Source organism: Pseudomonas sp. AC229 (assembly GCF_979254655.1).
This window is the reverse complement of sequence record NZ_CEEDHK010000017.1, coordinates 72,461-99,347: the sequence shown is the minus strand read 5'-3', so window position 1 is coordinate 99,347 and position 26,887 is coordinate 72,461. Positions and strand designations below refer to the sequence as shown.

At 60.9% G+C, this 26,887-nt stretch carries 24 protein-coding genes; 11 read left to right on the top strand and 13 right to left on the bottom strand.

Going from position 1 to position 26,887, the window contains the following annotated elements:
- Positions 1-118 precede the first annotated feature (118 nt).
- The 5 genes from AC0IW7_RS21850 to rnd all read right to left on the bottom strand — a co-directional run bounded on the left by AC0IW7_RS21850 (position 119) and on the right by rnd (position 4,665).
- Positions 119-1,381 (bottom strand): hypothetical protein, encoded by a 1,263-nt coding sequence (locus tag AC0IW7_RS21850; RefSeq protein ID WP_471820799.1) that lies wholly within the window; start codon positions 1,379-1,381, stop codon positions 119-121.
- Positions 1,382-1,487: 106 nt separating this feature from the next.
- Positions 1,488-1,937: a YcgN family cysteine cluster protein gene (locus AC0IW7_RS21845; protein WP_122497842.1), complete on the bottom strand. Its 450-nt coding sequence runs from the start codon at positions 1,935-1,937 to the stop codon at positions 1,488-1,490.
- A 110-nt stretch (positions 1,938-2,047) separates the two neighbouring features.
- Complete coding sequence (locus AC0IW7_RS21840) at positions 2,048-2,980, bottom strand: D-2-hydroxyacid dehydrogenase (RefSeq protein ID WP_471820797.1); 933 nt, start codon at positions 2,978-2,980, stop codon at positions 2,048-2,050.
- Between the two features lie 255 nt (positions 2,981-3,235).
- A complete protein-coding gene (locus AC0IW7_RS21835) occupies positions 3,236-3,529 on the bottom strand; it encodes a YcgL domain-containing protein (RefSeq protein WP_471820795.1) in 294 nt (97 codons plus the stop codon).
- A complete protein-coding gene (gene rnd / locus AC0IW7_RS21830) occupies positions 3,526-4,665 on the bottom strand; it encodes a ribonuclease D (protein WP_471820794.1) in 1,140 nt (379 codons plus the stop codon). The genes AC0IW7_RS21835 and rnd overlap by 4 nt, the downstream gene beginning before the upstream one ends.
- Before the next feature lie 146 nt (positions 4,666-4,811).
- Between rnd and AC0IW7_RS21825 the strand changes: the two genes are divergently transcribed.
- Positions 4,812-5,873 (top strand): SMP-30/gluconolactonase/LRE family protein, encoded by a 1,062-nt coding sequence (locus tag AC0IW7_RS21825; protein ID WP_471820792.1) that lies wholly within the window; start codon positions 4,812-4,814, stop codon positions 5,871-5,873.
- Between the two features lie 190 nt (positions 5,874-6,063).
- Complete coding sequence (locus AC0IW7_RS21820; RefSeq protein ID WP_471820790.1) at positions 6,064-6,918, top strand: sulfurtransferase; 855 nt, start codon at positions 6,064-6,066, stop codon at positions 6,916-6,918.
- Positions 6,919-7,123: 205 nt separating this feature from the next.
- Here the strand turns inward: AC0IW7_RS21820 and AC0IW7_RS21815 are convergent, their stop codons facing one another.
- The 4 genes from AC0IW7_RS21815 to AC0IW7_RS21800 all read right to left on the bottom strand — a co-directional run bounded on the left by AC0IW7_RS21815 (position 7,124) and on the right by AC0IW7_RS21800 (position 11,683).
- Positions 7,124-9,376 (bottom strand): Orn/Lys/Arg family decarboxylase, encoded by a 2,253-nt coding sequence (locus AC0IW7_RS21815; RefSeq protein WP_463382414.1) that lies wholly within the window; start codon positions 9,374-9,376, stop codon positions 7,124-7,126.
- Between the two features lie 316 nt (positions 9,377-9,692).
- Positions 9,693-10,460 carry a DNA polymerase III subunit epsilon gene (gene dnaQ, locus AC0IW7_RS21810; RefSeq protein ID WP_471820788.1) on the bottom strand — a complete coding sequence of 256 codons (768 nt, stop codon included), beginning with the start codon at positions 10,458-10,460 and terminating at the stop codon, positions 9,693-9,695.
- Positions 10,453-10,905: a ribonuclease HI gene (rnhA, locus tag AC0IW7_RS21805; RefSeq protein WP_122453340.1), complete on the bottom strand. Its 453-nt coding sequence runs from the start codon at positions 10,903-10,905 to the stop codon at positions 10,453-10,455. The genes dnaQ and rnhA overlap by 8 nt, the downstream gene beginning before the upstream one ends.
- 19 nt (positions 10,906-10,924) lie before the next feature.
- A complete protein-coding gene (locus AC0IW7_RS21800; RefSeq protein WP_122497826.1) occupies positions 10,925-11,683 on the bottom strand; it encodes a methyltransferase domain-containing protein in 759 nt (252 codons plus the stop codon).
- A gap of 100 nt (positions 11,684-11,783) precedes the next feature.
- Here AC0IW7_RS21800 and gloB point away from each other — a divergent pair, with 100 nt between their 5' ends.
- Together gloB and AC0IW7_RS21790 are read left to right on the top strand one after the other, a co-directional pair.
- Positions 11,784-12,575, top strand: a complete 792-nt coding sequence (gloB, locus tag AC0IW7_RS21795) for a hydroxyacylglutathione hydrolase (protein WP_471820786.1) — start codon at positions 11,784-11,786, stop codon at positions 12,573-12,575.
- Positions 12,576-12,675: 100 nt separating this feature from the next.
- Positions 12,676-14,274, top strand: coding sequence for a LysM peptidoglycan-binding domain-containing protein (locus tag AC0IW7_RS21790; RefSeq protein ID WP_471820784.1), 1,599 nt, complete (start codon positions 12,676-12,678; stop codon positions 14,272-14,274).
- Between the two features lie 18 nt (positions 14,275-14,292).
- Here AC0IW7_RS21790 and AC0IW7_RS21785 read toward each other — a convergent pair whose 3' ends face one another.
- The 3 genes from AC0IW7_RS21785 to sohB form a co-directional block, all read right to left on the bottom strand.
- Positions 14,293-14,682, bottom strand: a complete 390-nt coding sequence (locus AC0IW7_RS21785) for an MAPEG family protein (RefSeq protein WP_122497821.1) — start codon at positions 14,680-14,682, stop codon at positions 14,293-14,295.
- Between the two features lie 112 nt (positions 14,683-14,794).
- Positions 14,795-15,781 carry a YhdH/YhfP family quinone oxidoreductase gene (locus tag AC0IW7_RS21780; protein WP_471820782.1) on the bottom strand — a complete coding sequence of 329 codons (987 nt, stop codon included), beginning with the start codon at positions 15,779-15,781 and terminating at the stop codon, positions 14,795-14,797.
- A 59-nt stretch (positions 15,782-15,840) separates the two neighbouring features.
- Entirely contained in the window at positions 15,841-16,860 is a 1,020-nt protein-coding gene (gene sohB, locus AC0IW7_RS21775; protein ID WP_471820781.1) for a protease SohB, read from the bottom strand.
- Positions 16,861-17,103: 243 nt separating this feature from the next.
- Here sohB and AC0IW7_RS21770 point away from each other — a divergent pair, with 243 nt between their 5' ends.
- The 4 genes from AC0IW7_RS21770 (at position 17,104) to AC0IW7_RS21755 (ending at position 20,349) form a co-directional block, all read left to right on the top strand.
- Positions 17,104-17,814 carry a histidine phosphatase family protein gene (locus tag AC0IW7_RS21770; protein ID WP_471820779.1) on the top strand — a complete coding sequence of 237 codons (711 nt, stop codon included), beginning with the start codon at positions 17,104-17,106 and terminating at the stop codon, positions 17,812-17,814.
- A gap of 63 nt (positions 17,815-17,877) precedes the next feature.
- Positions 17,878-18,192: an SCP2 sterol-binding domain-containing protein gene (locus tag AC0IW7_RS21765; RefSeq protein ID WP_122453347.1), complete on the top strand. Its 315-nt coding sequence runs from the start codon at positions 17,878-17,880 to the stop codon at positions 18,190-18,192.
- Positions 18,193-18,413: 221 nt separating this feature from the next.
- Complete coding sequence (locus AC0IW7_RS21760) at positions 18,414-19,481, top strand: phosphotransferase family protein (RefSeq protein WP_471820778.1); 1,068 nt, start codon at positions 18,414-18,416, stop codon at positions 19,479-19,481.
- A gap of 100 nt (positions 19,482-19,581) precedes the next feature.
- Entirely contained in the window at positions 19,582-20,349 is a 768-nt protein-coding gene (locus AC0IW7_RS21755) for an SDR family oxidoreductase (RefSeq protein ID WP_122497811.1), read from the top strand.
- 172 nt (positions 20,350-20,521) lie between these two features.
- Here AC0IW7_RS21755 and AC0IW7_RS21750 read toward each other — a convergent pair whose 3' ends face one another.
- Entirely contained in the window at positions 20,522-21,943 is a 1,422-nt protein-coding gene (locus tag AC0IW7_RS21750) for an HDOD domain-containing protein (protein ID WP_471820876.1), read from the bottom strand.
- 165 nt (positions 21,944-22,108) lie between these two features.
- Here AC0IW7_RS21750 and AC0IW7_RS21745 point away from each other — a divergent pair, with 165 nt between their 5' ends.
- From AC0IW7_RS21745 to AC0IW7_RS21735, 3 genes are read left to right on the top strand one after another with little or no spacing between them, the layout of a single operon-like run.
- Entirely contained in the window at positions 22,109-23,938 is a 1,830-nt protein-coding gene (locus tag AC0IW7_RS21745) for an extracellular solute-binding protein (protein ID WP_471820776.1), read from the top strand.
- Positions 23,935-25,812 carry an extracellular solute-binding protein gene (locus AC0IW7_RS21740; protein WP_471820774.1) on the top strand — a complete coding sequence of 626 codons (1,878 nt, stop codon included), beginning with the start codon at positions 23,935-23,937 and terminating at the stop codon, positions 25,810-25,812. The genes AC0IW7_RS21745 and AC0IW7_RS21740 overlap by 4 nt, the downstream gene beginning before the upstream one ends.
- Positions 25,813-26,886: a microcin C ABC transporter permease YejB gene (locus AC0IW7_RS21735; protein WP_122497807.1), complete on the top strand. Its 1,074-nt coding sequence runs from the start codon at positions 25,813-25,815 to the stop codon at positions 26,884-26,886.
- Position 26,887 lies beyond the last annotated feature (1 nt).

The following is a 26,887-nucleotide window of genomic DNA, read 5'->3' as shown; positions in this document are numbered from 1 at the left end:
CAGTTTTCATCGAGGGCTGTTTGAGTTTATGGATTCCCGCCTGCGCGGGAATGACGGTGCCGGTTGACCAAACTTCGCGGCCCTAGAGCAATACATCCAAACTGTCGCGATACGCTCTTTAATCAGCCTGCTTCAACAACGGCGTATCCAACACCTTCGACGCCCCACCCATTACATCTTCGGCAACGCCGACAAAATCCTTGGTGCTCACCCCATCCATGCGCATCAACCCGCGGCTTACATCATCGAGCGAGCGTTTGTTGCCGGTGGCTTTGCGGATTTCGCGGTCGAGGTCTTGCAGCAGGAGCACGGCGCGGGCCGTGGTTTTGCCGCTGACGCTGTTGCCGCGCAGGCTCACCACTTTGCGGCTCCATTGTTTGAGGTTGGCGTTCACGGCTTTGTAACGCTCGGTGGTCATGCCGCCGGCGCGGTGCAGCAGTTCGATGGCGTAGTACTCAGCCAGGCCTTCGCTGATCCAGTCGCTGTTGTCGGTGTCGCGGATGCGGCTGAACACGTGCACCAGTTCATGCACCAGCGAACTGGTGCCGTTCTCACTGACCAATGGCCGGTCGGCATGCATGAACAGTGAGTTGGACGCCGACAAACCGCCCCGCCACATCGGGTCGCCCGCGCCCACCACCAGCAGCTTGGCCGGGTCGCGCGGGAATACGGCCTGCACCTGCGGCCACACGAAGGTCAACATCGTCAGCACGTCCATGCGCCGCACGCCCGAGCCCACTGGCGCGGCGACGGTCACTTCGGTTTCGCCCAAGGTGGTGCGCCGGGTGCCGATTTTGCCGGCCAGCATCCAGCCCGTCGGGCGGTCGAACAGACGCGAAGGGTTGTCGATGCGGAAGCGGTTTTTACCCACGCGTGGCCAACCGGTTTCGACACTTTTCCAGCCTTTGGGCAATTCAAATTGCAGGCGCGATACCAGCTCGATGCCGTCGTGCTGGTCCAGGCGCGCGCTGGGCACCAAATCATCGCCGCGCAGCAAGGCCCAGTCGGCGGTCATGCGCGCGTCGTAGCGAGTGGCTTTGCCGTCGGCCGCTGGGCGCGGATGGCTGATGCGCACGCGGTAGCTGAGGCTGGTTTTACCTTTGCCCGGCTGCCAGACGCCTTGCTGCTGCTCGCCCGGTTGCGCCGCGCCTGATTGCCAGGTGCCGTCGGTGGTGAAGTCGCTGAAGTAGCCCTTTTTTCCCAGGTTGAAACTCAGGCTGCGCACTGCCTCGCCTTTGGCCAGGGTCAGGCGTACTTCGGCCTGGTCGCTGTCGGGCAGGAGGCGCACGGTGTAATCAAGGTCGACTTTCTCCACCGCCCAGAGCGGACTGCTGGCGAGAAGCAAAGCGGCGCAAATAAACGCGTGGCGAAGGCTGGGCATTGCAGACAGTTCCTTGTTGATGCGGCGCGGTACGTCCCTATGACCGGGCCTCGGTTGTTTGATTCACCGAGATGAATGCAGGGCGGACTGGAACCGCGATCCCGGCTCAGCCCGAGCGGAAGATCATATAGTCTTCCCAGTCATCTTCCGGGACGGCCGTCTCACTGAGCATCGCGCCGACCTGAGAAATGCCAGCGTTGTGGACCATTTCCGGGTCGCCGCACACCAATGGGTGCCAGCTTTCCAAGTCTTTGCCCTCGGCTACCAGACGATAGCCGCAGGTCGGCGGCAGCCACTGGAATTCACTGGCCTGGCCGGGCGTGAGCTGGATGCAGTCAGGCACGAAGTCGCGACGTTTGGGGTAATTGCTGCAGCGGCAGGTTTTCAGGTCGAGCAATTTGCAGGCGATGCGCGTGTAGTAAACGCTGCCGTCTTCTTCGTCTTCGAGCTTTTGCAGGCAGCACAGGCCGCAACCGTCGCACAGCGATTCCCACTCGTCCTGGTCGAGCTGGTCGAGGGTTTTGCGTTTCCAGAAAGGTTCGACTTTAGCGGCCATGGCGAGGTACGGGCTGGTGAAAAGGCCGGCAGTCTAGCGCCTGCCTCGGCACCGGCCAAGGCCGCATTGCCAAACGGTTGCAGGCCGTTTGACGGGCCTGCGAACCACTCTTAATAACCCTTGGAAAAGTCCACTTCGCCGCGCAACGGTTCGCCCTTTTGCAAGCGTTGCAGGTTGTCCAGAAACAGCTGCGCCATCAACGGCGGCTGTGTGGGTGCCGAACTGTGGCCGGTGAGCAACAGGCCGAACGCGGTCCAGAACGGATGGCGCGCCGGCAGCGGCTCCTGGCGGCACACGTCAATGATGGCGCCGGCCAGATGCCCGTCGCGCAGTGCCGCCACCAGGTCCGCATCGACCACCGCCACTCCGCGCCCGGCGTTGATAAACAACGCCGTCGGCACGAACTGAGCGAACAGCGCCGCGTTGTAAATATCGTGAGTGCTCGGCGTGTCCGGCAACAGATTGATCACGTAATCGGCCTGCCCAACCAAACGTGGCAACTGATCCATCGCCGCCACTTCCTTGAACGGCGCCAACTCGCGGGCCGAACTTGCCACGCCATACAACTCCACCCCAAACGGCGCCAAAAACTGCGCCACGCTCAGGCCGATATCACCCGTGCCGACAATCAGCACCCGCCGCCCCGCCAGGCTGCGCGGCGCGTGGTTGTCCCACCGCCGCTCCACCTGAGCGGCCAGGCGTGCCAACACCTCGCGCTCGTGAGCCAACATATAAGTCAGCACATACTCGGCCATCACCTGCCCGAAAATTCCCACCGCGCGGGTCAGCCGATAACTCGTCGGCAAATCCTTCGCCAACAGCGGCGTAATGCCCGCCCACGTCGACTGAAACCACTGCGGCACATGCCCCTTACGCAACACCGACGCCAGCAACCCCGGCTCCCCCAACCACACCTCGCACGCAGGCGCCAAGCGCGCCAACTCAGAGGGATCATCACTGGCCACCAGCTCCAGATCCGGTTGAGCCCCGCGCAGCAACTGCGCATACAAAGCGTGATCATGTTCAGCAACTAAAACGCGCATGAGACTACAAAACCTTCAACCACGGCGAAGCCACGCTAGGTGGCGACACCTCAAAAAAGAAAAATGGAAACACCACAACGACTTTCGCCTCGCCCTGCTCTGCTCTGCTCTGCTTTGCTTTTAGGGCCACTTCCGACCTCCTGGGCTAGCGCCAGGCAAGGCGCCCCGGAACGATAAAGCGCAGCGTACTTAAGTACGTGAGCATTTAGCGTGAGGACGCAACGCCGCCTGGCCGACGCCCAGGAGGTCGCCCGGTTACACCGGGTCGTTTCGGCGCAAGAGTTCTTCTGGTAGATGTTGAATGTACTCGTCCTCCGCGGGCGGCATCTGCAAGTGATACCCCTGCCCCTCAAGGTTCTCCAACACCTTAATAATATCCTCGCGCGCCAGCTGCCGCTCCGGACTCAACACCAAATCAAACGCATGCTTGGGCGGCCCAAAGGCCACCAACAACGACTCTGGCACCTTCTTCAAGGCATCGGCCTTAAGCACATACAGGTACATTTCGTTTTTCTTCGGGCTGCGGTAAATCGAGCAAATCTGTTTCATGCCTGTTGTTCCTGGGTATGGGCCGCCAGGCTGTCGAGCAGCTCCTGGCCCATCAATTCACGTCGCCAACCGCGCAGAGAGTCGGGCAGTTGGTAGGGACCGTTGGGGTAACCGCTTTTAAGCAGCGCCTCGAGTACTTTTTTGCGCAGCATGATTTCCGGCGCGATATCCAGGCGCTCGGCTTCACGCTGGCCGACCGCACGCAAGGTTTTCAGCAAGGCCGCCGCTTCGACCGGCAGCGGCTCGGGCAGCGGCTCTGGCCATTGCTCGGCGGGTTTGGCGGCGGCTTGTTTGATCAGACCGAGCAGAAATTCGCCGTCCTGGCGCACGGTTTTCGGATGCATATCTTCGATGCGCGCCAGCGCCACAAGATTGTCGGGCTGGGTGCGCGCCATGGGCCACAGCGAGTTCTCGCGGATCACCCGGTTACGCGGCAGATTGCGCAAGCGTGCCTGCTGCTCACGCCAGGCATAGAGTTCGCGCAGCACGGCGAGCTTGGCCGGCGGCAGTTTCCAGCCGAGCTTAGCGTCGCGGTACACCTCGTTGGGGTCGATTTCGCGGCGCAGGTTGCTGACCATTTCTTCACCGTCTTCCAGCACCCAGTCGAACTTGTCCGGGGCCAACCGCGCGCGCAAGGCCTGGAACACTTCGGCCAGGTGCAATACGTCCTCGGCGGCGTAGCTGATTTGCGTCTCGGAAAGCGGCCGCTGCAACCAGTCGGAGCGGGTTTCGCCTTTGGGCAGGTCGATGTCCAACACGCTCTGCACCAGCCGCGAGTAGCCCATGGAGAAGCCGATATTCAAGTAAGCGGCGGCAATCTGGGTGTCGAACAGTGGCAGCGGCAAGGTGCCGGTGAGGCGGGAAAAAACCTCAAGATCTTCGCTGCAGGCGTGTAGCACTTTGAGCACGGCCGGGTCGGACAGCAGCTCGGCAAAGGCATCCCAGTTCTGGATTAGCAGCGGGTCAATCAGAAAAACCTGGCTGCCGTCGCACACCTGCAGCAGGCCGGCGATGGGATAAAAGGTGTCGACCCGCATGAATTCGGTGTCGAGGGCCACATAGGGCAGACGTCGCCATTGGGCACATAACTGCGCCAAGTTGGCGTCATCGCGGATCCAATTGATTTCGATGGCCACATGCCTCTCCTTAAATTTGCCGCGCAGTATATATCGAGCCCGGCTATGGCCGGTGATTCGAGCGGTGATTCACGGCTTGCCCTGCAGTAGCGGCGCTCCTATGCTGCGGGCGTTTTGTCCGACAATAATCAGAACAAGGATATGTCATGAAAAAGTTTCTGGGCCTGGTGGCCCTGCTGCTGGTGATTGTGGTGGTGTACCTGCTGATCAAACCCAGCCCCATCGACCCGCTGGCCTGGACCCCGCCGCACGAGCCGGCCATGACCGGTGTGCTGGAACCCAACGACGCATTGATGAAAGCCGAACTGCTCGCCAAAGGCCAGGTTCACGGCCCTGAAGACACCGCCGTCGACGCCGAAGGCCGCGTGTATGGCGGCACCCATGACGGTAAGGTCATTCGCATCAAAGCCGACGGCTCGGTCGAAACTTTCGCCGAAACCAAAGGCCGGCCGCTGGGCATGGACTTCGACGCCAAGGGCAACCTGATCGTCGCCGATGCCTACAAAGGCCTGCTCAGTATCGACCCGCAAGGGCAGATCACCGTGCTAACGACCGAAGCCGGCGGCGTGCCATTCCGCTTCACCGACGATGTCGACATCGCCAGCGACGGGCGCATTTACTTCTCCGATGCTTCGAGCAAATTCGAACAGCCGGACTACCTGCTCGACCTGCTCGAAGGCCGCCCCTATGGCCGCCTGCTGCGTTATGACCCGGTGAGCAAAACCACCGAGGTGCTGCTCAAAGACCTGTACTTCGCCAACGGCGTGGCGCTGTCGGCGAAGGAAGATTTCGTGCTGGTCAACGAAACCTACCGCTACCGCATCAGCCGCCTCTGGCTCAAAGGCCCGAAAGCCGGGACCCATGACGTGTTTATCGACAACCTGCCGGGCATGCCGGACAACCTGCAAGGCGACCGCGCCGGCACCTTCTGGGTCGCCCTGCCAACCCCACGCAAAACCGACGCCGACTTCCTCCAAGGCCAGCCATTTTTGAAAGCACAAATGGCCAAACTGCCGCGCGCCCTGTGGCCGAAACCGGCCAAGTACGGCCTGGCGATTGCCGTGGACGAGCAAGGCAAAATCACCCGCAGCCTGCACGACACCAGCGGCAGCAACTTGCGCATGGTGACGTCGGTGAAACCGGTGGGTGGCTTCCTGTACTTCGGCAGCCTGGATAACGACCGGATTGGTAAGTTGAAAATCGATTAAGACAAGCTTCCTACCGAAACGGCCGCAGCCGCGATGCGCTTCGCATCAAAAGCATCGCGGCTGAAGCCGCTCCTACAGGTTGTGCGATTTGTGGGAGCGGCTTTAGCCGCGATTGGCCGGGCCTGGAAACGGCCCGCTCTGGCTAAACGCGTTTATGATGAGCGCCCCGATTTGTTCTCAGGTGCCCATCATGTCCCTCGCGCAACTGATCTCTGCTTCCGAACTCGTCAGCCGTCCTGCCGGCCCTGAGCGTTTGCTGCTCGATTGCCGCTTCGCCCTCGATGACCTCGCCTATGGCCAACGCAGTTATGCCGAAGGCCACATTCCCGGTGCGGTGTTTGCTGATCTGGAACGCGACTTGTCGGGCAAGATCGTCAAAGGCGTCACCGGCCGCCATCCCCTGCCCGACCCACAGCAGCTGATCGAACGCCTGCGTGCCTGGGGCCTGAACAATGACAGCGAAGTGATCCTTTACGACGACGGCCCCGGCGCCTTTGCCGCCCATGCTTGGTGGCTGCTGGTTTGGCTGGGCAAGCGCGACAAGGTGTTTTTGCTTGATGGCGGTTTAAAGGCATGGCGCGAGGCGGGTTTGCCGCTGGACCACGCCGTGCCCGAGCGCAGCGCCGGCACGTTCACCGGCCACGCCGACGCCAAGTTGGTGCTGAACGCTGAGCAGGTGCAGCAGCGCCTGAGCGAGCCGCAATTGACCTTGCTGGACGCCCGCGCCCTGCCGCGCTTTCGTGGGGAAGTGGAGCCTATTGATCCGGTGGCCGGGCATATTCCCGGCGCGCAATGCGCGGTGTTCACCGACAACCTGGGCAGCGACGGGCGTTTCCTGCCGACCGAGCAACTGCGCGCCCGCTTTGCCGCGCAACTGGGCAATCGTCCCGCTGACGGCGTGGTGGCGTACTGCGGCTCGGGCGTAACGGCCTGCCATAACCTCTTCGCCCTGAGCCTCGCCGGTTATCCGCTGGCGCCGCTGTATGCAGGGTCTTGGAGCGAATGGATCACCGACCCAAGCCGGCCCATAGCCACCGGCGCATAACGCGCCACGCCTATAACGTGGCGACACCGTGCACGCGGTTGCGCCACTGGCGCCGGGCCTGAACGCCTCGGGTTTGTACCAGAAACGGCGAGGTTCGAGGGCGGCAGAAACACTCCCAAGCACTACCAGCGCCAAGCAGGTCCAGAACCCCATACGCCTTGCCGCGTTTGTTGCGCTTGATCCTGCGTGCATCCCGCGAGACCCTTTATTCCTTGATGCAGTCAACCGTATAGCAGCGCCCTTGCGGGCTGTCTTGGTGCTGCAAGCCATGCACGTCGGTATCGAAGCCGGGGAAGCTGCGGTCGAAGGTGCGGGCGAAAGCCAGGTAATCGATGATGGAGCGAGTCGCTTCGGTGAAGCGCTCGCCCGGCATGATCAGCGGAATGCCAGGCGGATACGGCACCAACATCACCGCCGCGATACGCCCTTGCAACTGATCGATCGGCACCGCTTCCACTTCGCCGCGCACCAGATGGTTGTAGGCATCGGCAGGTTTGATCGCCAGCTCCGGAAGCACGGTGTACATGCGTTTCAGCGCTTTGGGCGTGGCGTTATCGCGATAACAGGTGTGCAACGCATCGCACAAATCGCGCAGCCCCATGTGCTGATAGCGGGTGTCTTCGCGCACGATCGAAGGCAGGCAATTAATCAAGCGCACGTTGGCGTCGTAGCTGCGTTTGAATTCCAGCAACTCGGTGAGCAAGGTGCTCCATTTGCCCTTGGTAATGCCCATGGAGAACAGCACCAGGAAGGAATACAGACCGGTCTTCTCAACCACCAGCCCGCGTTCCCAAAGGAATTTACTCACCACCGCCGCTGGGATGCCTCGCTCGCTGAGCGCGCCGCCGGCGGTGAGGCCGGGCGTGACCAGCGTGACTTTGATCGGATCAAGCAGCACATAGTCATCGGCCACATCGCCAAAGCCATGCCAATCCGCCTGTGGCTGCAGCACCCAATCAGCCGTGGTCAGCTGCTCGGCGCCGTCCGCTAGGGTCGGCTGCCAGATGCTGAACCACCAATCGTCGGCGCTCAGGTTCTGCCGCAGGTTGGCCAGGGCGCGGCGGAAGCTCAGCGCTTCGTCGAAGGTTTCCTGAATCAGCGAGCGCCCTGCCGGGCCTTCCATCATCGCCGAGGCAACGTCCAGGGAGGCGATGATGCCGTACTGCGGCGAGGTGGAGATGTGCATCATGAACGCTTCGTTGAAACGGTCGCGGTCGAGCTGGCGAGCGCCGCCGTCCTGCACATGAATCATCGACGCCTGGCTGAACGCGGCGAGCAATTTGTGGGTGGAATGGGTGGTGAACACCAGCGGCCCGTCTTCGGTGCGCGAGGTGCCCATGCCGTAACGGCCGGCGTAGAACTCGTGGAAGGCGGCATAGGCGTACCAGGCTTCGTCGAAGTGCAGCACTTCCACGCTGTCGCCAACGGTTTGCTTGATCAGCTCGGCGTTGTAGCACAGGCCGTCGTAGGTGGAGTTGGTCACCACCATCAGCTTCACCTTCGGCTCGCGGCCACGGGCGAGCGGGCTGGCGTCGATCTTGGCCTGGATCGATTCGCGGCTGAACTCGCTCAGCGGGATCGGGCCGATGATGCCCAGCTCGTTACGCTCCGGGCTCAGGTACAGCGGGATGGCGCCGGTCATGATGATCGAATGCAGAATCGACTTGTGGCAGTTGCGGTCAACCAGCACCAGGTCGTCGCGGCCGACCATCGAGTGCCAGACGATCTTGTTCGCCGTCGAGGTGCCGTTGATGACGAAGTAGGTGTGGTCGGCGCCAAAATTGCGTGCCGCGCGGGCTTCAGCTTCGGCCAGCGGGCCGGTGTGGTCGAGCAACGAACCGAGCTCCGGCACCGATACCGAGAGGTCCGAGCGCAAGGTGTTCTCGCCGAAAAACTGGTGAAACGCCTGGCCCACCGGACTCTTGCGATATGCCACGCCGCCGCCATGGCCGGGCGTGTGCCAGGAATAGTTGGACTCGGCGGTGTGCTGCACCAGTGCTTTGAAAAACGGCGGCAGCAAACCATCCAGATAAATACGTGCGGCGCGGGCCACCTGGCGCGCCAGGAACGGCACGGTGTCTTCGAACAGATAAAGCAAACCGCGCAGATGATTGAGATCGGCCATGGCCTCGACCGGCGCGTTCTCGATGGTCACCTGCTCACCCAAGGCGAAAATCGGCAACTGCGGCGCACGCACCCGAGCGGCGCGGATCAGCTCGATCACATCGTGCAGCAAACGCTGGTTTTCCCCTGCCCCTTCAGCGGCCACCAGAATGCAGGCCAGGCCGTGGTGCGTGGAGGCCACGATGCGCCCTTCGGTAGAGCTGGCGGTGGAAATGATGGTGAAGCCTTCCAACTCCAGCTCACGGGCAATTTCCCGCACACGGTCGCCGGCCACGGTATCGGCCTTGATATCGCGGTGCACGATGAGAACGGGAAACTTGAGGTCTTTATACATGCTGTTATCGCCTGAAGAGTTACCGGGCCGGGCCCGTGCAGCCCTCAGGGTAGAGACTCGACAGAACGCGCGTAACCCCCTGCGTCGGGGGCTGTACGAAAACGTCGCACGCGGATAATTCAGCAGGAAATAGCGCAGGTGAATGTGGGCAAAAAGCATCGCGGCTAAAGCCGCTCCCACAGCGGGGATGGGGGGCGCATCGAGAATTTTTGAAGAAAGGTGCGAACCGTAGGAGCTAGCTTGCTAGCGAACCCTGCAAACTTTTTTTAGAAAGTAGTTTCCAGGGTTCGCGACCAAGGTCGCTCCTACAAAAACCTTATGCGGTTTCGGCGGGCTCGGCTTCCACTGCCGGCGCATCCATTTGCACCCACAGCGGCAGCGCACCAGAGGCTTTTTCCAGCAGCCCCATGCGCACGGCATGAGCGGCCAGTTCTTCTTCGTTGGCGCGAATCACACGGGTACGCGGGCGGTCGGCCGGCAAGCGGCGAATCTCGCTGGCCTGGTTGGCGCCACCATTGCCGCCGTTGCCGTCGGAGGCGTTGCCGGCCAGCGACAGGCTGGTCTGGCCGCCAGTCATGCTCAGATAAACGTCGGCAAGAATCTCGGCGTCGAGCAAGGCGCCGTGCAGTTCGCGGCCGGAGTTGTCGACGCCGTAGCGTTTGCACAGGGCGTCGAGGTTGTTGCGCTGCCCCGGGTGACGTTCCCGGGCCATCATCAGGGTGTCGAGCACGCTGCAGTGCTCGGTGATGTCGGCGCGGTCGTCCTGGCCCAGCAGGGCAAATTCGTTGTTGATAAAGCCGATGTCGAACGCGGCGTTGTGGATGATCAGTTGCGCGTCTTTGATGAACTCGAAGAACTCGTCGGCCACTTCCTTGAAGCGCGGTTTGTCGGCGAGGAATTCGTCAGTAATACCGTGAACCGCGATGGCGCCTTCGTCGCTTTGGCGATCGGGCTGCAGGTACACGTGGAAATGCCGGCCGGTGAGGCGGCGGCCGATCAGTTCAACACAACCGATTTCGATAACCCGGTGGCCATCGGTTACCGGCATACCGGTGGTTTCGGTATCCAGTACTACGCTACGCATGTTTGATTCCTCGTACTTCATCGACGCCGCGGTTGGCCAACTGGTCGGCCCGCTCGTTGCCGGGGTGGCCGGTGTGGCCGCGCACCCACTTCCAGGTCACGGTGTGGCGGTTGACCTGTTCGTCCAGCGCCTGCCAGAGGTCGGCATTCTTAACCGGCTGCTTGGCGGCGGTTTTCCAGCCGCGCTTTTTCCAGTTCACCAACCACTCTTTCATGCCTTTCATTACATATTCGGAGTCGGTGACCAGCAGCACTTCGCATGGGCGTTTGAGCTCTTCCAGGCCGCGAATGGCGGCGGTGAGTTCCATGCGGTTGTTGGTGGTGTTGGCTTCGCCGCCCCACAGTTCCTTTTCCACGCCTTTGAACACCAGCAACGCGCCCCAGCCGCCAGGGCCAGGGTTACCTTTGCAGGCGCCGTCGGTGAAGATTTCGATCTGTTCGCTCATGAATCCTGCTGCTTGTGTGTCACGGTTTTGAATCACGCCGGCTGACTTTGGCCACCGGCATGGGCATCAGCTTGCCCATCGGCGCTCGCTGTGCCTGACGCAAGGGGCGCAAGCCGATAACCAGCTTGCGCGCCACTAATAGATAGAAGCCTGCTCCCGGCATTTGCCAGGCCCCGCCCCACTGCTCAAGACGGCTGAGGCGCGATTGCCAGGCTGGCGAGGCAAGCGGCGGACGATAGCACCCGAAGCGGCGTTTCTCCAGCGCGAAACCCAGCAGGCGCAGCCAGTCGGTGACCCGGTTGGGGGCGATGCAACGGGCATCGCCAAGGGCGTCGCGGGCGAACACGTGACGCAGGCCCCAGGTGCTCCAAGGGTTGATGCCGATGATGATCAGGTGCCCGCCCGGTCGCACGCTGCGGGCGGCTTCGCGCAGCAGACCGTGGGGCGAAAGGCAGAAGTCCAGGCCGTGTTGCAGCACCAGCACGTCGGCGGCAGATTCGGTGAGCGGCCAGGCTTGTTCTTCGCAAACAATCTCGGCGCCTGGCAATGGCGCGCCGACGTGAACGCAGCGTTGAATCTGTTTGGCGCCGGACGGTTTGTCGGCGTGTGGGCCGTAATGCACCAGGTAGCCGCCAAAGAACCGCGCCAGTTCGTCTTCCAGCAAGCGCCGTTCTTCGCCGAGCATCATTTGCCCCAGCGGGCCGTCGAGCCAGCCGCGCGCGGCGCTGATCAGCTCGAGCCATTCGGGGTCAGCTTGGGCGAAGGCCTTGTCAGTCATAACCGTTCCTCACTTCATGGGCACCGCATTGCGGGCACAGCACCAGACCGCGCGAAAAACCAATAAGATGCGTCGTCACCGTCAGCTTAGCGACCGCGCCATGATACAGATCGATGCCCTACCCGCTTTCAACGACAACTACCTCTGGTTGTTACAAGACACTGCCACGCAGCGCTGCGCGGTGGTCGATCCCGGCGATGCTGCCCCGGTGCTGGCCTGGTTGAAGGCCAATCCCGGTTGGCAGTTGAGCGACATTCTGGTGACCCATCACCATTTCGACCACGTCGGCGGCGTGGAGCAATTGAAAACCGCCACCGGGGCGAAGGTCTATGGCCCCTCGCAGGAAAATATTCCCGGCCGCGACGTGGCGCTCGACGACGGCGATCAGATTGAAGTGCTCGGCCTCAACCTGCGCATTTTTACCGTGCCCGGCCACACCCTCGGCCACATTGCCTACTACGCGGCCAGTGCGCCGACCGAAGCCAGCGTGCCGCTGCTGTTCTGTGGCGACACCCTGTTCGCCGGCGGCTGCGGGCGCTTATTCGAGGGTACGCCAGAGCAAATGTTCAGCTCCCTGGGCCGCCTGGCCGCGCTGCCCGACGACACGGCTATTTACTGCACCCACGAATACACCCTTAGCAATTTGCGCTTCGCCCAGGCCGTTGAGCCACAGAACGCCCAGATCAGTGCACGCCTGGCGCAAGTGACGGCGTGGCGCGAGCACGGGCAGATCAGCTTGCCGTCGAACCTGGCACTGGAACGGGCAACGAATCCGTTTTTGCGCGCCGAGGTTGCGAACGTGGTCGCAAAAATCGACGAACGGGACGGCGCGGCTCAACGCAAGCCTAGCGAGGTGTTTGCTCGCCTGCGGGCCTGGAAAGACCAGTTTTAAGTCCATTGCTGCCTAACAGGGCGGCCGGTTAAAACTTGACCACATTAGGCGGCGTTCCTAGAATCGCCCGATCTTTTTGCCTGGATCACACCCGCCGCCAATGCCGTCAATCGCCCAGAAGTCCCGGAAATTCGACACATTGGCCCGTCTGGCTCGTGCGCTCCCGGTTGTCTTCGCGGCCATTCTGGCGGGCTGCCAAAGCAGCGGCGGTCACACTCCCGGCACTTCCAGCCCCGTCACCCTGACCAGCCGCACCCAGCCGCCGGAATGGATGACCGACACCCCCGGCACCGACAAGCCCCAAGACATGTGGGACCGCATGCGTGCCGGCTTCAAGCTGCAAGATGAAATCGGCATCAATCCGCGCATCGAACAACAGCGCCTGTGGTTCGCCAGCAAACCCTCGTACCTGGAAAGCGCCAGCGGTCGCGGCAGCTTGTATATCCATTACGTGGTCGAGCGCCTCGAAGCCCACGACATGCCGCTTGAGCTGGCGCTGCTGCCGGTGATCGAAAGCTCGTACAACCCCTTCGCCCTGTCGCGCAGCGACGCGGTTGGCCTGTGGCAGTTCATCCCCTCCACCGGGCGCAACTTCAATTTGCAGCAGACCACTTGGTACGACGGCCGCCGCGACATTACGGCTTCGACCAACGCCGCCATCGAATACCTGTCGCGCCTGCATGAAATGTTCAACGGCGACTGGCTGCTGGCCCTGGCCGCCTACAACGCGGGCGAGGGCACCGTGAGCCGCGCCATCGAGCGCAACCAGCGCCTGGGCTTGCCGACCGACTACTGGAACCTGCCGCTGCCCAAGGAAACCCAGGACTACGTGCCCAAGCTGCTGGCCCTGTCGCAACTGGTGAATGCGCCAGCGGCGTATGGCATCAACCTCGACCCCATCGCCAACGAGCCCTACTTCGAAGTGGTGGAAATCGACAAGCCGATGGACCTCAGCCGCGTCGCCGCCATGGCCGATATCGATAAAGATGAGTTGATCCAGCTAAACCCGGCCTTCAAACGCAACATCACCCGTGGCGGCCCTTCGCACCTTTTAGTGCCGACCCAAAAAGCCGAACGCCTGACCACCTCGCTGGCGCAAATTCAGCCGAGCGACATCACCGAGTTTCAGGAATACCGCGTGCGCAAAGGCGACAGCCTGCATGGCATCGCCAGCCGCTATCAGCTCTCGTCAGCAGAATTGAAAGAAGCCAATGACCTGTCCGGCAACAAACTCAGCGTCGGCCAGACCCTGACCATTCCGCTGACCGCCGGCTCGGCGCCGTTGCCCTCGCCCTTCCCCTCCAGCAAGCCGACCGCCGTGGCCAGCAGCACCACCACCAGCGTCAAGCTCAAAAGCTACAAGGTGAAGAACGGCGACAACCTCTGGCAGATCGCCAAGGCCAACAAGCTGGACGTCGGCGACCTGCGCCGCTGGAACAACCTGCCAAACAACGCGGTAAAACCAGGGCAGACCCTGGCGCTACAAGGCACCCAGCAAGTGATCCGCAGCATCGCCAAGAACAGCCCGGCGCAGGGTCGCGAGACGGTCACCTATTACAAGGTGAAGAAAGGCGATTCGATGTACATGATCGCCAAGCGCTTCAACGTCGAAATGCAAAACCTCAAAACCTGGAACCCGAAGACCAGTCACGACCTCACTCCGGGCCAGACCCTCACGCTTTACCTCACCGACCGCTGATCAACGCGCCACCCAGCCTTATCGCAATGTAGGGCTGAGCATGATCAACAGCGTGCACACCAGGCCAACGATCCACACCAGCGACCGTTGCCAGTGCAAATCCCCCCAGTACAAAAACAGATACAGCACGCGGGCTACCACGAAGATCACCGCCAGGGTGTCGACAAAAAAGCCCATGGTTTGCGTACCGTGCGCCATCAGCACGGCGGCGGCGAACAGCATGAAGGCTTCGAAAGTGTTTTGGTGGGCAGCGTACGCACGGGCGCCGAAGCCGGTCAGGCGCGCTTGCTGGGCGCGGGGATGGTGATTGTCGTAACCGCCATCTTTTTTCATCTCGCGGGCCACCGGAACCTTGGCCACGTAAATCAGTAACGCGGTAATGAACACACACCAGAACGGCAGACTCATCGGTTGTTTTCCTTGTTATGGGGATGAGCCTGGAGTGTAGCCCGGCAATCGGACGCTTAGGTACGGCGGTGTAGCGGGAAGCGAGCGTTGCACTCGCCTCCCAGAGTGGCGCTTAGCCGAGATTGAGCAGCACGCGACCGACCATTTTCCCGGCCAGAATGCGCTGCAAAGCGGCGGGCAACTGCTGCAGGTTCACCTCTTCCACCAGCGGTTCGAGGTCGAGTTTCCACTGCAGCGACAGGCGATCCCACATTGAGGCTTTGACCACCATCGGCAGCTCGACCGAATCGACGCCCAGCAGGTTCACGCCGCGCAGAATGAACGGCATTACGCTGCCCTTGAAGCCAACGCCAGCGGTCAAACCGCAGCAGGCGACGCTGCCGCCGTATTGCAGGGCTTTGACTACGTTGAAAAGGATGTCGCCGCCCACGGTATCCACCGCGCCGGCCCATTGCTCTTTGAGCATGGCTTTGTCGGCGCCGGCTTGCAGGTCTTCCCGGCTGACAATCTGGCTAGCGCCCAAGCCTTGCAGAAACGCCGCCTGCTCCGCTTTACCGGTGGATGCCGCCACGGTGTAGCCCAAGCGCTTGAGCAGCACCACGGCAATGCTGCCGACGCCGCCCGTAGCGCCGGTGACCAGCACCGTGCCGCTGTCCGGGCGCAGGCCGGCTTGTTCGAGTTTGTCGACGCACAGCGCGGCGGTCAGGCCAGCAGTGCCGAGCACCATGGATTCACGCAGCGACAAACCCTGCGGACGCTTGATCGCCCACGCCGCTGGAATGCGAATGTACTGGCCGAAGCCGCCGGCGGTGTTCATGCCCAGGTCGTAGCCGGTGACGATCACTTCATCGCCAACGGAAAACTCGCCAACGCTGGATTCCTCCACCACGCCAGCGGCGTCGATGCCCGGCGTGTGCGGGAAGTTACGGGTGACGCCACGGTTGCCGCTGGCCGACAGCGCGTCTTTGTAGTTGAGCGACGAGTAATGCACACGAATCAGCAACTCGCCGGCTGGAAGGTCCGCGGTGTCTCGCTCAATCACCTGCGGCTCGAACACGCCAGCCACTTCACTGACTTGTAGTGCGTTGAACTTACTCATATCGCTCTCCTGCGTTAGCTCTTGTTATTGAACGCGCGACGCGGTGCCGGACCGGTGAGTTACCAGAAGCGTTGCTGTTGCAAGCGGCTCAGCCAAGTCAACAACAGGCGGTCAACCGACAGGCTCGCTGCCAGACCGACCCGCTCCGGCAGGCTTTTCTTGTGCGCGTAATGCAAGTGGTACACGTCGGCGGTTTTCGCTTTGGTGGCGATGTATTCATCGCTGGTCATCAGCTCATCCACCAGTTTTTTGCCCAGCGCGGCCTGGCCCAGCCAAACCTCGCCCGTGGCGATTTCGTCCATCTGCAACTGCGGGCGGTAGCTGGCGACGAAGTCTTTGAACAGCTCGTGGGTAATTTCCAGGTCTTGCTGGAATTTCTCGCGACCCTTCTCGGTGTTCTCGCCAAATACCGTCAGCGTGCGTTTGTATTCGCCAGCGGTGAGCACTTCAAAATCAACGTCGTGTTTCTTCAGCAAGCGGTGCACGTTGGGCAACTGCGCCACCACGCCAATCGAACCCAGAATGGCGAACGGCGCGGAGATAATTTTCTCGCCGATGCACGCCATCATGTAGCCGCCGCTAGCGGCGACTTTGTCTACGCATACCGTCAGCGGCACGCCGGCCTGACGGATGCGCGCCAGTTGCGACGATGCCAGACCATAACTGTGGACCATTCCGCCGCCGCTCTCCAGGCGCAGCACCACTTCGTCTTTGGCTGTGGCCAGAGTAAGCAATGCGGTCACTTCGTGGCGCAGCGCGTCGGTGGCGGAGGCTTTGATGTCGCCATCGAAATCCAGCACGTAAACACGCGGTTTCGCCTCGGGGTTTTTCTTCGCCAGTTTGTCGGCCTTGGCCTGAGCCTTGTGCAGAACCTTCAGTTGGTCCTTGCTCACGATCGAGCCTTGCAGACGCTCGTGCAGCGCTTTATAGAAGTCGTTAAGTTTATGGACCTCCAATTGCCCGCTACGTTTACGGCCTTTTCCACGCAGCGCGGCGATGGTCAGCAGCACCACCACAATGGCCACCACCACGGTGAACGTCTTGGCCAGAAAGCCAGCGTAATCGGCTAGAAACTCCACGCGTTTTTCCTCGATAAACCTGATAAGCGCCCGGCATCGGGCGGCGAGTACGGGCTCAAGCATACCGACGCAACCCTGGCCCGACCAGCCGCGCAAAGCGGCCGTTTGTTACCGGTTCGTGCGTCTCGCTTACGCCATAGAGCGCTGTGATAGCGATTCAAACAAGCGTATGTTTTTTCGTTGACAGGCCCACCCTATCCTCATACCCTCGCGAAACTTTCACCGTAGCGGGATGACGCTCACGTGGGCAGCATTTATATGATTCGCCATGGCCAGGCTTCCTTTGGCGCCGACGATTACGACGTGCTGTCCGAGCGCGGTGTGCAGCAAGCCGAAATTCTCGGCCGGCACCTGGCGCAGCTCGACGTCCGCTTCGATCGTTGCCTGGCCGGCAGTCTTCTGCGTCAGCAGCACACCGGCAAATCGGCCCTCGCCCAACTTCAGGCCGCTGGCATTGCCACGCCAGAGCTGGAAACCGATGAAGCCTTCAACGAGTTCGACGCCGACGCCGTGATTCGCGCGCTGCTCCCCGACCTGCTTCCCGAAGAACCCCACGCCCTTGAAACCCTGCGCAACGCGGCACAAAACCGTGGCGAGTTTCAGCGCCTGTTCGCCCTGCTGATCGGCCGCTGGATTTCCGGCGACCATCCCAAACCGGGCCTGCAAAGTTGGAAGGAATTCGTTGAACAAGTGGAAGGCGGTCTGGCGCGGATTCTCGAACGTGCGTCGAGCAAAGACAGCGTCGCCGTATTCACATCAGGCGGCACCATTACCGCCATGCTGCATCTCATTACTGCAATACCGGCAGCGCAAGCTTTCGAGCTGAACTGGCAAATCGTCAACACCTCGCTCAACCGCTTCAAGTTCCGCGGTCGCGAGGTGGCACTGGCTTCCTTCAACAGTCACGCGCATTTAGAGCTGTTGAAGGCGCCGGAACTCATCACTTTCCGCTGAGTTCCGGACTACTGTGGCCCGCAAGGCCGCGCGTAACCCAAGAAAACTATAAAGGATCGAATCATGACCACAGTTGCTGACATCGCAAAAACCATGCAGTCCAAATTCAACGCTTCCGCTGCTGCCGGCCTGGACCTGGTATTCGGTTTCAAAATCGAAGACGGCGAAGACTTCTACCTGACCGTGAAAGACGGCACCTGCGACCTGACCGAAGGCACCGCGCCGAACGCCAACGTCACCCTGATCATGAACACCGAAACCCTGGCCGGCATCACCTCCGGTGAAACCGACGGCATGCAGGCGTTCATGGGCGGCAAACTGCGCGCTGAAGGCGACATGATGCTGGCCATGAAACTGGGCGAACTGTTCCCGGTTTAAGGCGATTTAGCGTCTACGCTAGATGACAAACCGGAGTCTTTGGACTCCGGTTTTTTTTCGTCTGCGCGCTGTCTGTGGCGTGGGTTGTAGCCGGCAATCAGGCCGGATGATTATGCAAAAACACGCTCACCAATAAGGGCCCGCGCGGCTTGTGAGGCCTGCGGCACGGCATTAGATTAGCCAATAATCTAAGGCCCTCATTATAAGTAGAAGGGATAAGTATGGCGCTTACCGACCAGTCCACCCGAATCCGTAATGGCGAAGAACTCGACGCCGCCGTTATCGACCCGTACTTGAAGGCGCACATTCCAGGTCTGACTGGCACGCCGGTAATCAGCCAATTCCCCGGCGGCGCCTCGAACCTCACCTACTTGCTCGAATACCCGAATCAGGAATTTGTGCTGCGCCGTCCGCCGTTTGGCCACAAAGCCAAATCGGCCCACGACATGGGCCGCGAATTCCGCATTCTCAACCAGCTCAACGACGGCTTCCCGTACTGCCCGAAAGCCTACGTGCACTGCACCGATGAGAGCGTGATCGGCGCCGAGTTCTACGTGATGGAACGCGTCAACGGCATCATCCTGCGCACCGACATGCCGCCTGAGCTGAATTTCAGCCCCGAGCAAACCCGCGAGCTGTGCAAGAACTTCGTCGACAAGTTCGTCGAACTGCACAACGTCGACTACAACGCCTGCGGCCTCGGCGATCTGGGCAAACCGGAAGGCTACGTAGAGCGGCAGATTGGCGGCTGGACCGACCGTTACGAAAAAGCCATGACCCCCGACGCGCCGACCTGGGACGTGGCCAAAGCCTGGCTGCGCGAGAAGATGCCCGCCGACCACCACAAGCCGGCGATCGTGCACAACGACTACCGCCTGGACAACGTGATTCTCGACCCCAGCAACCCGACGCAAATCATCGGCGTGCTGGACTGGGAACTGACCACCATCGGCGACCCGCTGATGGACCTGGGCAACACCCTCGCCTACTGGATCGATGCAGCCGACCCGGCGCCGATGCAAATGATGCGTCGCCAACCGAGCCATGCGCCGGGCATGTTTACCCGCCAGGAATTCGCCGATTACTACGGCGAGCGCGCCGGCGTTGAAGTGAAGAACCTCGACTTCTACTACACCTATGGCCTGTTCCGTCTAGCCGGCATCGTGCAGCAGATTTACTACCGCTACTTCCATGGCCAAACCCAGGACAAACGCTTCGCCTCGTTCATTCAACTGAACAAGCTGCTGGAGCAAGCGAGCCTGCAGGTCATCAACAAGTCCACGCTGTAATCATGCGCAACCCGCCGCCCGGCTCTCGGCTGGCGGCGGGTTCAGCCACCTGGTCGTCGCTAACCCGACGCTTATAAAAACCCGCAATCAGGGGAACCCCATGTCCAAGACCACTCTGTTCGACCTCGACGGCAAAGTCGCTTTCGTGTCCGGCGCCAGCCGCGGCATCGGTGAGTCCATCGCCAAATTGCTGGCCCAGCAAGGCGCGCACGTGATCGTTTCGAGCCGCAAAATCGAAGGCTGCCAGGCCGTGGCCGACGCCATCATTGCCGACGGCGGCAAAGCCACCGCCATCGCCTGCCACATTGGCGAGATGGAACAGATTCAGAACGTGTTCGCCCAGATTCGCGAGCAGTTCGGCCAACTGGACATTCTGGTCAACAACGCCGCCACCAACCCGCAGTTCTGCAACGTGCTGGACACCGACCTGTCGGCCTTCCAGAAAACCGTGGACGTGAACATTCGCGGCTACTTCTTCATGTCCATCGAAGCCGGCAAGCTGATGCGTGAAAAAGGCAAAGGCAGCATCATCAACGTGGCCTCGATCAACGGCGTATCGCCGGGCGTGTTCCAGGGCATCTACTCGGTGACCAAGGCCGCCGTGATCAACATGACCAAAGTGTTCGCCAAGGAATGCGCGCAATTCGGCATTCGCTGCAACGCCCTGCTGCCGGGCCTGACCGACACCAAATTCGCCTCGGCGCTGGTTAAGAACGACGCCATTTTGAATACCGCGCTGCAACAGATTCCGCTCAAGCGAGTGGCAGATCCGAGCGAGATGGCGGGCACTGTTTTGTATTTGGCTAGCGATGCTTCCAGCTACACCACGGGTGTGGCGCTCAACGTCGACGGCGGTTTCCTTTCGTAACTAACCGATCGGCTGCGCGTCGGCGTGGCTGCGTTAAAAAAAGACTTTGAATGCTCATGGGCAACAGCCCACTGCGCTTCAAAGTCTTTTTTTGCCTTGCCTCTTCTAGCTCGCTCGATCTTGATCGGCGTGGGTTCGCGAACGTTCTACATTCGACCCCACGGCGCAAACCTCACTTCTTGGTCAACGCCTCCAGACACCGCCCGGTCAACTGGGTGAAGCGCTGAAACGCCACAAACTGTTCATGCTTCAGCGCCCGACCGGATATGCGGCTGTCGGCGTAGAGCACGCCGATTTGCCGATTGCCGGCCAGCAACGGGGCGATGAAGAACATGCCTTGGCCGAGCCATTGGCGAATCGGTTGGGTGACCAGTTCGTTGAGGTTGTAGCTGGCCGGCACGCCCATCCACAGCGCTTCGCGGTGACGCAGCACGTAGCTGAAAATGTGCGGCTGTTCGGCCTGTTCGGCGGGCAAGACGAAGTCGCTGAGCCAGCGTTCAGTCTTTTCGCCCACCGCGCGCTTGGCTTTAAAGCGTGTCTGCTCGTCGGCCAATACCGCCAGCATCACGCGTTCCAGGCCAGCGCCTTGGTGCAGGCCTTTGAACAGTGTATCGAGAATCAGGCCCACGTCGGCGCGTTTGGAGACCATCATGCCGAGGTCTTGCAGCGCCTGTTGCAAGATCAGCAGGTTGGGTTGCAGCAGCCGCGCCTTGCGCTGTTCCTGTTGGGTGCGGATTAGCTCCGGGTCGGTGGAGGGAATCAGCCGGCACAAGGAACTGGCGCCAAACGTCGCCGCCACTTTTACCGCTTCGTCGGCACTGTCGAGCACTTGTTGCAGCGCTTCTTGCGGCGTCACGCCGATAAAGTTCGCCATCTGCTCGATGAGGCCTTCCATTTCCGGCGAATCCCAGCCTTCCAGCGCCGCTTCGCTGATGCGCGCGCCCAGGTGCACGGCGAACGCGGCGGGGTCGTTATGGTTGCTGGTGTTGTGCGCCAGGCTGGCAATTTCGCCGAGGTTCCAGCTTTTCACCAGGCCTTGGGTCAATTGCCGAAAACTGGTGCCCAGCACTTCGCGCACTACTTCGTCTTCGTTGACGCCCGGACGCGCCAAGGCGGCGCCCAATTCATCGGCTTGCTCACCGCCGCAGCCCCAGAACGCCAGTGCGCCGAGGTGGTAGAGCAACGCGGCAATAAACACTTCTTCCTGGTGCTTGGTCAGCACGTAACCGGCCATGTTGCGGGCTTGCACGGCGGCGTGAAACGAGCGGGCCAGCAGTTCGTGCAGTTGCTCGCTGGAAGCGCGCCCCAGCAAGCCGTCAATCAGGCTGACAGACAAACCAATCAACCGCACGTTGTCGAAACCAATCAGCACAATGGCGCGCGAAATGGTCCGAATCTGTTCCTGGGCGGGGTTGTAGTAAACGCTATTGCCGACGCGCAGCACTTTGGAGGTTAACGACGCGTCGCGCAGCAACACATCGGCCAATTGCTGCACCGACGATTTTTCTGCCTGGGCCAGGCGGTGCAAGTCCTGCACTACGGCGGCCAATGCCGGTAACTCGGCTTGATTCAAACGATCGATCCATGACTGCAATCCATGGGTGCGTGTTGCCAAGATGAAAACCTCGCGGAACATTCTTTCATTGTCGCCATTAGCCTCTGAAACCGGCCTCTGGGCTTTCTCTTTTTCCAGCGGATACAAGCTGTTACTGTACGGCCACGAAGCTCAATGCCGCTACGGAACGGACCACCTAGCCTGATGCGTTGCCTCCTTTCGCTACTCTTGAGTCTGGCTCTGTGCGTTCCCGCTTTCGCCTCCATCAGCGAAAGCCATGGGTATGCGCAATTCGGCACACTCAAATATCCCGCCAGTTTCACTCACTTCGATTGGGTTAACCCAGACGCGCCCAAAGGCGGCACGATTCGAGTGATGGCATTTGGCACCTTCGACACTCTAAACCCTTATACATTTAAAGGTAGCAGCCCTTCGTCTACTCCCAACTTTGCCCAATATGGCATTGGCGAATTAAACGAACCGCTGATGGCCGGCACCGGCCAGTACGACCCTTCCGGCGATGAGCCGGCGTCCAGTTATGGGTTGATTGCCAAGTCGGTGGAATACCCCGAGGACCGCAGCTGGGTGGTGTTCAACTTGCGCCCTGAAGCGCGCTTCAACGACGGCAAACCGGTCACCGCCTTCGACGTGGCGTTTTCCTACCGCACGCTGCTCAAGCAAGGTCATCCGCAATACCGCACCAACCTGCAGGAAGTGGCGCGGGTCGATATCCTCAATCGCCACCGCATTCGCTTCGTGCTCAAGCGCGCCGGCAACCCACTGTTGATTCTGCGCCTCGGCGAGCTGCCTATTTTGCCGCAGCATTACTGGAAAGACCGCGACTTCAAAGCCACCACCTTCGACGCCCCGGTAACCAGCGGCCCGTACCGAATCACCGAGATCACGCCTGGCCGCAGCCTGGTGTTCGAGCGCGTAAAAGACTGGTGGGGCGCTGATTTGCCGGTGAACCGTGGCAAGTACAACTTCGACCGCATGGAGGTCGAGTTCTACCGTGACAGCGATGTTGCCTTCGAAGCCTTCAAGGCCGGCGAATTCGATTTTTATATCGAGCATCAGGCTAAAAACTGGGCCAACGGTTACCGCTTCCCGGCCGTTAAACGCGGTGACGTGATCCGCGCGCAAATTCCCCATCAAATTCCCACGCAGACCCAGGGGCTGTTCATGAACAGCCGGCGCACGACCTTTGCCGATGAAAAGGTGCGTGAAGCCATGGGCCTGATGCTCGATTTCGAGTGGACCAATCGCACCCTCTTCAACGATTCCTACACCCGCGCCAGCAGCTATTTCCCCAACAGCGAGTTCAGCGCTACCGGTAAGCCCGAAGGCCGCGAGTGGCTGCTGCTGTCACCGTTCCGCGAGCAATTGCCCGCCCGCTTGTTTACCGAACCGTTCGCGGTGCCGAAAACCCAGGGCGGCGGCATTCCGCGGGAAACCCTCAGGCGCGCGCTGGGTCTACTGGCCGACGCCGGCTGGAAGCTCAACGGCCAGCGTCTGCAAAATGCCAAGGGCGAACCGCTGCGCTTCGAGCTGCTGCTGGTCAACCCCAACCTTGAGCGCATTCTCCAGCCGTATGTGGAAAACCTCGCCAGCATTGGCGTACAGGCAAACTTGCGCACCGTCGACCGGGCGCAATATAAACAGCGGCTGGACCAATTCGACTTCGACATGATTCTGATGACGCTGCAGCAAAACCTCAGTCCCGGCCTCGAACAATGGCAGTACTTTCACTCCAGCCAGGCCAGCGTCAAAGGCAGCAAAAACTACGCGGGCGTTCGCAGCCCGGTGGTCGACAGCTTGCTCGAAAGCCTGCTGGCAGCCCAAACCCGCGATGAACAGGTGGCCGCCACCCGCGCCCTGGACCGCGTGCTGCTGTCGCAGCACTACATGATTCCCAACTGGTACCTCAACTACCACCGCCTGGCGTACCGCAACCGGTTCGCCTCCGTCACCACGCCGCCTTACACCCTCGGGTTGCGCGCCTGGTGGCTGAAGCCCACGGAGAAGGCTTTATGACTTTGTTTTTGCGCACCGTGCTGCGCGTTGGCAGCGGCGCTCTGCTCGCCGGTCTATGCCTGACAGCCGCAGCGGCGCCGCAACATGCCATTACCCTGTACGACGAAGCACCCAAATACCCCGCCAACTTCAAACACTTCGACTACGTAAACCCCGACGCCCCCAAAGGCGGCACCCTGCGCCTTGCCGGCAACGGCGGCTTCGACAGCCTCAACCCGTTCATTCCCAAAGGCGTATCGGCCGATCAACTGGGCTTGCTCTACGACAGCCTCACCTACCATTCCCCCGACGAGCCGTTCACCGAGTACGGGTTGATCGCCGAGAAAATCGAGAAGGCCGCCGACGACAGTTACGTGCGCTTCTTTATCAACCCGAAGGCGCGCTTTAACGACGGCACGCCCGTCACCGCAGACGACGTGATTTTCACCTTCAACACCCTGCTGAAAAACGGCGACCCGATGTACCGCAACTACTACGCGGACGTCGACACCGTGGTGGCCGAAACGCCGCTGACCGTGCGCTTTAACTTCAAGCACGCCGGCAACCGCGAGCTGCCGTTGATCATCGGCCAACTGCAAATTCTGCCGAAACATTGGTGGGCGACCCGTGACTTCAACAAAGCCAACCTGGAAGTGCCGCTGGGCAGCGGCCCGTATCGCATTACCCAGGTATCGCCGGGCAGCAGCATCCGCTACGAACGCAACCCCAACTGGTGGGCCAAAGACCTGCCCGTAACGCGCGGCTACTACAACTTCGACACCGTGCAGATCGACTACTACCGCGACATGTCGGTAGCGCTGGAGGCGTTCAAGGCCGGCCAATTCGACTTCAACCTTGAGTACTCCGCCAAAGACTGGGCCACCGGCTATGACTGCCCGGCCCTGCGCGATGGCCGCATCGTTAAAGAAGCCCTGCCCAACCACAACTCGGTGGGCATGCAGTCGTTTGCTTTCAACATCCGCCGGCCGAAATTCCAGGACCCGCGCGTTCGCGAAGCCATCAGCTTGTTGTTCGATTTCGAATGGTCGAACAAGCAGTTGTTCTTCAGCTCCTACAAGCGCAACAGCAGCTACTTCGAAAACTCCGACATGGCCGCCCACGAGCTGCCCGATGCGGCCGAGCTGAAACTGCTCGAACCGCTGCGCGGCAAAGTGCCCGACCAAGTGTTCACCGAGGTGTTCCGCCCGCCCGTGTCGTCGGGCGACGGCATGATTCGCGAGCAAAAGCGCAAGGCCTACAAGCTGCTGTTGGATGCCGGCTACAAGATTGAAAACGACAAAATGGTCGGCCCCGACGGCAAGCCGCTGGCCTTCGAGTTCATGCTGTACCAACTGAACATGGAGCGCATTCTGCTGCCGTTTATGCGCAACCTGGCCGAGTTGGGCATCGACATGCAGATCCGCCGTGTCGACGCCTCACAGTTCGTCAACCGCCTGCGCTCGCGTGATTTCGACATGACCAACGCCACCTGGGGCCAGTCCAACTCGCCGGGCAACGAACAGCGCGAGTATTGGCATTCCAGCAGCGCCGACAGCCCCGGCAGCCGCAACTTCATCGGCCTGCGCGACCCGGCCATCGACGAGTTGGTCGACGGCCTGATTCGCTCCGACTCGCGCCAAAGCCTGATCACGCACGCACGCGCCCTCGACCGCGTGCTGCTGTGGGGCAACTATGTGATTCCCAACTACTATATCGACACCTGGCGCATCGCCCGCTGGAACAAATTCGGCCGGCCCGCCATCACGCCGAAATATGATTTTGGCCTGATGACCTGGTGGCAAACCCGCGAGACCGCCGAGGGCACCTCCCCAGCGGCAGCGCCGGCCACCACCGATGCCGCGCCGCCCGAAGCGGCCCCACAGGATTCCCAATAAATGCTTGCCTACATTCTGCGGCGCCTGCTGCTGATTATTCCGACGTTGCTGGGCATCTTGCTGCTCAACTTCATCATCATCCAAGCCGCACCGGGCGGGCCGGTAGAGCAGATGATCGCCAAGCTGGAAGGCTTCGAAGGTGCCACCAGCCGCATCTCCGGCGGCGGCGCCGAAGTGTCGGTGGCCGGCTCCAACTACCGGGGCGCGCAAGGTTTGGACCCGGAGCTGGTGAAAGAAATCGAGAAAATGTACGGCTTCGACAAATCAGCGCCGGAGCGTTTCTGGCTGATGCTCAAAAGCTATGCGCAGCTCGATTTCGGCAACAGCTTCTTCCGCGACGCCAAGGTGGTCGACCTGATCGTGGAGAAAATGCCGGTGTCCATTTCCCTCGGGTTATGGAGCACACTGATCATGTACTTGGTGTCCATTCCGCTGGGCATCGCCAAAGCCATGCGCAACGGCAGCACCTTTGACGTGTGGACCAGCTCGGCGATCATCGTCGGCTATGCGATTCCGGCGTTTCTGTTTGCCATTCTGCTGATCGTGCTGTTTGCCGGCGGCAGCTATTACGACTGGTTTCCCCTGCGCGGGCTGACGTCGAATAACTTCGACCAGATGAGCATGGGCGGGAAAATTCTCGACTACTTCTGGCACTTGGTGCTGCCGGTCATGGCGCTGGTGATCGGTAACTTCGCCACCCTCACCTTCCTGACCAAAAACAGCTTTCTCGACGAGATCAACAAACAGTACGTGGTCACCGCGCGGGCCAAGGGCCTGACCAACAACGCGATTCTGTACGGCCATGTATTTCGCAACGCCATGCTGCTGATCATCGCCGGCTTTCCTGCCGCCTTTATCAGCATCTTTTTCACGGGCTCGCTGATGATCGAAGTGATCTTCTCCCTCGACGGCCTGGGCTTGATGAGTTTTGAGGCGGCGATCAACCGCGACTACCCCATCGTCTTCGGCACGCTGTTTATCTTCACCTTGCTAGGCCTGGTGGTGAAGTTGATCGGCGACATCACTTACACCTTGGTCGATCCGCGCATCGACTTCGCGAATCGGGAGGGTTGAG

Coding starts and splice junctions, on each gene's coding strand:
- AC0IW7_RS21840 (WP_471820797.1), bottom strand. CDS start 2,980: ATGCGCGTTTTAGTTGCTGAACATGATCACGCTTTGTATGCGCAGTTG.
- dnaQ (WP_471820788.1), bottom strand. CDS start 10,460: ATGCGTAGCGTAGTACTGGATACCGAAACCACCGGTATGCCGGTAACC.
- rnhA (WP_122453340.1), bottom strand. CDS start 10,905: ATGAGCGAACAGATCGAAATCTTCACCGACGGCGCCTGCAAAGGTAAC.
- AC0IW7_RS21815 (WP_463382414.1), bottom strand. CDS start 9,376: ATGTATAAAGACCTCAAGTTTCCCGTTCTCATCGTGCACCGCGATATC.
- AC0IW7_RS21820 (WP_471820790.1), top strand. CDS start 6,064: ATGTCCCTCGCGCAACTGATCTCTGCTTCCGAACTCGTCAGCCGTCCT.
- AC0IW7_RS21735 (WP_122497807.1), top strand. CDS start 25,813: ATGCTTGCCTACATTCTGCGGCGCCTGCTGCTGATTATTCCGACGTTG.
- AC0IW7_RS21850 (WP_471820799.1), bottom strand. CDS start 1,381: ATGCCCAGCCTTCGCCACGCGTTTATTTGCGCCGCTTTGCTTCTCGCC.
- AC0IW7_RS21785 (WP_122497821.1), bottom strand. CDS start 14,682: ATGAGTCTGCCGTTCTGGTGTGTGTTCATTACCGCGTTACTGATTTAC.
- gloB (WP_471820786.1), top strand. CDS start 11,784: ATGATACAGATCGATGCCCTACCCGCTTTCAACGACAACTACCTCTGG.
- AC0IW7_RS21835 (WP_471820795.1), bottom strand. CDS start 3,529: ATGAAACAGATTTGCTCGATTTACCGCAGCCCGAAGAAAAACGAAATG.
- AC0IW7_RS21845 (WP_122497842.1), bottom strand. CDS start 1,937: ATGGCCGCTAAAGTCGAACCTTTCTGGAAACGCAAAACCCTCGACCAG.
- AC0IW7_RS21745 (WP_471820776.1), top strand. CDS start 22,109: ATGCGTTGCCTCCTTTCGCTACTCTTGAGTCTGGCTCTGTGCGTTCCC.
- AC0IW7_RS21790 (WP_471820784.1), top strand. CDS start 12,676: ATGCCGTCAATCGCCCAGAAGTCCCGGAAATTCGACACATTGGCCCGT.
- AC0IW7_RS21825 (WP_471820792.1), top strand. CDS start 4,812: ATGAAAAAGTTTCTGGGCCTGGTGGCCCTGCTGCTGGTGATTGTGGTG.
- AC0IW7_RS21760 (WP_471820778.1), top strand. CDS start 18,414: ATGGCGCTTACCGACCAGTCCACCCGAATCCGTAATGGCGAAGAACTC.
- AC0IW7_RS21765 (WP_122453347.1), top strand. CDS start 17,878: ATGACCACAGTTGCTGACATCGCAAAAACCATGCAGTCCAAATTCAAC.
- AC0IW7_RS21740 (WP_471820774.1), top strand. CDS start 23,935: ATGACTTTGTTTTTGCGCACCGTGCTGCGCGTTGGCAGCGGCGCTCTG.
- AC0IW7_RS21780 (WP_471820782.1), bottom strand. CDS start 15,781: ATGAGTAAGTTCAACGCACTACAAGTCAGTGAAGTGGCTGGCGTGTTC.
- AC0IW7_RS21755 (WP_122497811.1), top strand. CDS start 19,582: ATGTCCAAGACCACTCTGTTCGACCTCGACGGCAAAGTCGCTTTCGTG.
- AC0IW7_RS21800 (WP_122497826.1), bottom strand. CDS start 11,683: ATGACTGACAAGGCCTTCGCCCAAGCTGACCCCGAATGGCTCGAGCTG.